This is a genomic window from Protofrankia sp. CiP1_Cm_nod3 (assembly GCF_982290655.1).
The window spans coordinates 1-6,436 of record NZ_CEVIVD010000082.1; the positions used below are offsets into that span (position 1 = coordinate 1).

General features: G+C 76.9%; 2 protein-coding genes. Both read left to right on the plus strand.

The genetic code is table 11. The annotated features are described in order from the left end of the window. Positions 1-1,627 (plus strand): polysaccharide biosynthesis protein (locus AC5LUJ_RS15755; protein WP_493465176.1); only part of this gene is annotated, 1,627 nt, incomplete at its 5' end. A 132-nt stretch (positions 1,628-1,759) separates the two neighbouring features. Further along, positions 1,760-6,379, plus strand: a complete 4,620-nt coding sequence (locus tag AC5LUJ_RS15760; RefSeq protein ID WP_493465177.1) for an alpha-(1->3)-arabinofuranosyltransferase domain-containing protein — start codon at positions 1,760-1,762, stop codon at positions 6,377-6,379. The last annotated feature ends 57 nt before the right edge of the window (positions 6,380-6,436 follow it).

The window sequence follows — 6,436 nt, forward strand, 5'->3', positions numbered from 1 at the left end:
GGTGCCGGCGGGGCGGGCGACCGCCACCGCGGTGCGGGCGGCCTCCCCGATCGCCGCGGCCGGCGTCATCGTCAACACGGCGAACCTGCTCGTCACGCTCGTCCTCGCGCGCGAGCTCCCGCCGGTGGCCTACGGTGCGCTGGCTCAGCTCCTGGCGCTGTTCTTCGTGCTGTCCATGCCGGGCAGCGCGCTGCTCGTCGGGGTCGTCCGCACGATCACGAGCTGGCAGCGGGACGGCCGTGGCGCCCTGGCCGACGCCTGGGTCGCCCGGGTGCGCCGCGCCGGGGCCGTGCTGACGCTGGCCGTGGCTGCCGGAGGCCTCGCCCTGCGCGGCACGATCGCCGCCGCGCTGTCCCTGCCGGGCCCCGGCGGCGTGGCGGAGACGCTCACCGCGGGCGCGGCGTGGTGCCTGCTCTGCGTCGACCGTGGGCTGCTCCAGTCCGCCCTGAGGCACCGGGCGCTGGCGGTCAACCTCGCGCTTGAGGGGCTGACCCGTGGCGTGTTGGCGGTCGGGCTGGTGCTCGCCGGCCTCGGGCCGGCCGGCGCCTGTCTGGCGACCCTGCTCGGTGTGCTCGTGGGGCTCGTCCACTCGCGCCGGGCCCTGCGGCCCCGCGTTGGACGGCGGCGCGGTGGCCTGTCCCGCACCGGCCCGTCCCGAAGCGGCCCGTCCGGAGGCGGCCCGTCCGGAGGCGGCCTGCTCGAAGGTGAGGCCCTCCGAAGCGGCCCGGCCGCCAGTAGCCGGCCGCGGGTGCACCCCGGCGAGCCCGGTGCCGCGCGCGCCGTCCCTGCCATGCGGCCGGCCCCCGACGCGCAGGCGCGCCCGGCCGGGCCAACAGCCCCCGCCGGGCCAACAGCCCCCGCCGGGCCGGCGAGCCTCGCCGGGCCGACGGACCGCCCGACCGTCGAGATCGGCGCCGCGCTGACCGCGCTGGTGTTCCTCGGGCTGTTGCAGAACATCGACCTGCTGGTGCTCGGGGCGCGCGGTTCCACCGACGCCGGCCCGTACGCGGCGGTGTCCGTCGCCTGCAAGGCGCTGGTCTTCGCCGCGGTCGCCCTGGGCGGCTTCCTGCTCCCCGAGACCGCCAGCCGCCGGCACCGCGGCGAGCACGCCCTGCACCAGCTCGGCGGGACGCTGGCGATGCTCGCGGTACCGGCCGCGGCGCTCCTCGCCGTCGCGCTGGCCGCACCGAGAGCGGGCCTCACCCTCGCGTTCGGCGCGCCCCTGGCCGTCCGCGCGCCCGCGTTCGCGCCGCTGGCCGGCGCGATGGCCTGCCTGGGGGCGACCGTCCTGTGCACCTACTACCTGCTCGCCGTGGGGGAACGTCGCGTCCTCGCCGTGCTGGCCGCCGCCACCGCGCTCACCGTCCCGGCGCTGTGGTGGGCGCATGGCGACGCGATCATCACCGCCCGTATAGAGCTCGCCATACACGTGGCGTTGCTGGCCGCGGCCGGGCCGCTGGTACGGGCCGCCGCCCGGCGCGGCGCGCCGCCCGGGCCGGCACCGGGCCGCCGGGCGGCGGCGCCGAGACCGCCGGGCCATCCCCGGGGCGGGCTGCACCGTGACCGACGCGACATGTGGCATTCCATCCCGCCACCCGCGCCGCGCCACCGTCGGAGAGATCCCTAAGATGCACCGGACGCGGCCCGCACGCACCGCGCCGGCCAGGTGAGCCGTCACGGTGAACCGGCCCGGCGAGCGGCCGCCCCTCCCGGCGGCACCCGCCAGCCGCGGACCGGACCAGGATGATTGGGTTGGACGGTGACCCTGACCGCACCTTCAGCACGCCCACGGCGCGGTCTCGGCCGCCGGATCACCGGCCGGCCGGCCGCCCCCGCCGGCCCACCGGGACGCGGCCCGCGGCGGCTGCTGCCATCGTGGCCCACGGCGCTGCTGGCCGCGATCAGCTACCTCCCGCTGCTGCTCACCGCGCCCGGCCGGGTCGGCGTCGACACCAAGGCCTACCTCTACCTGGAGCCCCAGAAGCTGATCGGACGAGCGGGGATCATGTGGGATCCCGGTGTCGGGATGGGTGTGGTCACCCATCAGAACATCGGCTTCCTGCTCCCGCAGGGCACCTTCTTCTGGCTGCTGGACCTGCTGGGCCTGCCCACCTGGGCCGCCCAGCGGCTGTGGACCGGCTCGGTGCTGTTCCTGGCCGGCGCGGGCGTGCTGTTCTGCATGCGCTCGTTCCGCTGGCCGCACCGGTACGCCTTCGTCGCCGCCGTGGGCTACATGCTCACCCCCTACGTCCTCGAGTACGAGGCGCGGATGTCGGCGATCCTGCTGCCGTACACGGGCCTGGGCTGGCTGCTGGGGATCACGGTCCGCGGCCTGCGCGAGGCGCGGGGCGGCCTGGCGGGGTGGCGGCCGGACGGCTGGCGCTGGCCGGCGGCGTTCGGCGTCACCGTCGCGCTGGTCGGCAGCAGCAACGCGTCCAGCCTGATCTTCGTGCTGCTGGCGCCGGTCCTGTGGCTGCCGTTCGCGGTGTGGGTCACCCGGGAGGCCCGTCTCGGCCCGGCGCTGAGCATGTGCGCCCGGGCTGTGGTGGCGGTCGTGGGCTGCTCGGCCTGGTGGATCGCGGGCCTGGTCACCCAGGCCGGCTACGGCGTCGACATCCTCGCCTACAGTGAGACGCTCAGGACGGTCGCGAGCGCCTCGCAGGCCTCCGAGGTGCTGCGCGGCCTGGGCAACTGGTACTTCTACGGCGGGGACGCGCTGGGCACCTGGATCGCCCCGTCCCGGGACTACACCCAGACCATCTGGGTGATCATCATCAGCTTCACGGTGCCGCTGCTGGCCCTGGCGGGCGCGGCGCTGTGCCGGTGGGGATACCGGGCGTACTTCGTCCTGCTCGTGCTCGTCGGCACCGCGGTCGCGGTCGGGGTCTACCCGTACGAGCACCCCTCGCCGCTGGGCGGGGCCTTCCGGTCGTTCGCCGAGGCGTCCACCGCCGGTTTCGCCCTGCGCTCGATGCCGCGTGCCGTGCCGCTGGTCGCCCTCGGCCTGTCGGTGCTGCTGGCCGGCGGGCTCGCCGCGCTGACGCAGCGCGTCGACGAGGGGCTGGCGCGGCGCGCGCGGGAGACGCCCGGCCGGGGGCGGCGGCAGGCCGCCCGGGTGCGCGGCGCGCGGGTGCGGGCGTGGCCGGGGCTGCCGACGTCCGTGCCGGGGGTCACGTGGGTGGTCGTGGTCGTGCTGATCGTGGCGAACCTGAGCCCGCTGTGGCGCGGCCAGTTCGTCGAGGCGGGGCTGGACCGGCCCGAGAAGCTTCCCGCCTACGAGCTACAGGCCGCCGCCGACCTGGACGCGGCCGGGACGGCCACCCGGGTGCTGGAACTGCCCGGGGCGCCCTTCTCCCACTACCGGTGGGGCACGACCCTCGACCCCGTCCTGCCCGGACTGATCGAACGGCCCTTCCTCTCCCGCGAACTGATCCCGCTCAGCGCCCCCGCGTCCGCCGACCTGCTGCGCGCGCTCGACCGCCGGCTGCAGGAAGGGGTGTTCGAGACCGGTTCGCTGGCCGACATCGCCCGGCTGATGGGCGTCGGCGACGTGCTGCTGCGCAGCAACTTCCAGTACGAACGGTTCCGCACCCCGCGGCCGGTGCCGACCTGGCGGCTGTTCACCGGCCCGGTGCCGGCGGGCCTGGACGCGCCGCGCCGCTTCGGGCCGCCGGTGACCGACACCTCGCGGATCCCCTTCAACGACGAGATCGCCCTGGGCACGCCCCCGGACGCCCCCGCGCCGCCGGCGCTGGCCGCCTTCGGGGTCCGGGACGCCAGGCCGATCGTGCGCACGGCGACGACCGCTGCCCCGCTGCTGGTCAGCGGGAACGGCGAGGGGCTGGTGGACGCCGCGGCCGCCGGGCTGCTGGCCGAGGCGGTGGCCGGGAACCGGGCCATCCTCTACACCGGCTCGCTGGCCGCGGACCCCGCCGGCCTGCGACAGGCCCTGGACGACGGCGCCGACCTGCTGCTCACCGACAGTAACCGGCGGCGGGCGGAACGCTGGAGCTCGGTCCGGGACGGGTACGGCTACGTGGAGGCCCCCGGCGGCGCGCCGCTCACCCCCGACCCGAACGACAACCGGCTGCCGGTCTTCCCGGACGCCACCGAGGCGTCCCAGACCGTCGCCGTGCTGCGGCCTGCCGGCCAGCCCGCGCCGACCGCCTCCACGCGGATCGCCTCGGTGGAGGCGACCGACTACGGCAACACGTTCTCCTACAGCCCGCCGGAACGCCCGGCCGGCGCGGTCGACGGCGACCCGGACACCGCCTGGCGGGTGGGCGCGTTCGCCAACCCGGCCGGGCAGCGCCTGCGCGTCGGCCTGGCCGGCCCGGTGACCACGGACCGGGTGCGGCTGGTCCAGCCGCTCACCGGCGCGCGCAACCGGTGGATCACCCAGGTGACGCTGCGCTTCGACGGCGGCTCGCCGGTGACGGTGCCGCTCACGGACAGCTCCCGGGATCCCGCCGGCCAGGTGCTGTCCTTCCCCGCCCGCAGCTTCACCCGGCTGGACATCACCATCGACGCCACCAACATCGGGGAGCGCGCGAACTACGCCGGCCTGTCCAGCGTGGGGTTCGCCGAGGTCGACATCGTGTCACCGGACGGGAGCGCGCCCCACGTCCAGGAACTGCTGCGGATGCCCACCGACCTGCTCTCCGCGACCGGCGCGGACTCCCTGCGGCACCGTCTGACGTTGCAGGTCACCCGGGACCGCGCGGACCCGGCCGAGCCGTTCAAGTCCGACACCGAGCCGGCCGTCGCCCGCGTGTTCACCCTGCCGGCCGCGCGGGCCTTCACCCTGACCGGCACCGCCCGGGCCTCCGCCTACGCCGACGACCTCGTGCTCGGCGCCTCGGCCGGCCGGCCGGCCGGCGGGGTCACCACCGCGTCCTCCGGCCGGCTGCCCGGCGACCTGGCGGCCGGCAGTGCCAGCGCCTTCGACGGCGACCCGGCCACCGCGTGGAGCCCCGGCTTCGGCATGCAGCAGGGCGCCTGGATCCAGGTCGACTCCCCCCGGCCGGTGGACCTGTCCGAGCTGACGCTGTCCGTGGTCGCCGACGGCAGCCACTCCGTGCCCACCGCCCTGGGGCTGATCGTGGACGGCCGGCGGGTGGACACCCTCACCGTCCCGCCGGTCAGCGACCTCGGGCAGCCCGGCGCGAGCCGGACCGTGACGATGTCCTTCCCGCCCGTGCGGGGCAGCAGTATCCGGCTCGTCGTCGACAGGGTGCGGGTGGCCACCACCATCGACCCGATCAGCGGGACCCAGATCTCCATGCCGGTCGGGCTCGCCGAGGTCGGCCTCGCCGGCCTGCGGGTGCCCCCGCCGCGGGCCGAGCTGCCCGGCACCTGCCGCGACGACCTGATGACGATCGACGGGCGTCCGGCTCCCGTGCGGATCACCGGCTCCAGCGCGGACGCGCTCGGCCGCGCCGGGCTCGCGGTGTCACTGTGCGGTGATCCGATCACCCTGGGCCCCGGCGAGCACGTGCTGCGGACCGTCGAGGGCGCGCGGACCGGCTACGACCTCGACCGGCTGATCCTCACCTCGCAGCCCGTGGGCGCACCGGCGGCACCGGCAACGGCCGGCCCCGCGCCGGCGGGCCCGGCCGCCACGGCCACGGCCACGGGTTCGACGGCGGCGGCGCCGGCGGTGGCGGTCACCGGCTCCACGGCGACCTCGTTCGGGCTGCGGGTCACCGGCGCGCGGCCCGGGCAGCCGTTCTGGCTGGTGCTCGGCCAGAGCCTGTCCGCGGGCTGGCGGGCGACCTCCGGCGACACGGACTACGGCCGGCCCGTGCTCGTGGACGGCTACGCCAACGGCTGGCGGATCACCCCCACCGCGGCCGGCTTCGACATCGCGCTGACCTGGACGCCGCAGACGCTGGTGCGGCGCGCCCTGGCGGCCGCCGGCGTCGCCCTGGTCTCCAGCGCCGTCCTGCTGGTGGTGACGGCCCGCCGGCGCCGGCGGGCCGGCCAGGGCCCGGACGGGCCGCCGGACCTGCCGGTGTTCGAGCCGCTGGCCGCCCGCGCCGCGCGGGTCCCCGTCCCGGTCGCGCTCGCGCTGGCCGCCGCGGTGGCCCTGGCCGCGCTGGCGCTGGTCAATCCGGTCGCGAGCGTCGTCACCGGGGTGAGCACGCTGGCCGCCCTGGTGCTGCCGCGTGGCCGGCTGCTGCTGCGGGCCGCCCCGGCCGGCCTGCTCCTGGTCAGCGTGGGATACGTCGTCCAGGTGCAGCTCCGCCACCATCTGCCGGTCAACGGGGAGTGGGTCCAGGCATTCGACAAGATCGCAACGGTCTCCTGGATCGCGATCCTGCTGCTGGCCGCCGACGTGGTGGTCGCGGCCGCGCAACGCCGCCGCGGGAAGGCGTAGACCGCCCGGCGCCGCCCACGGGGAGCCGGGCCCTGACCGGCCGGTCAGGGCCGGTCA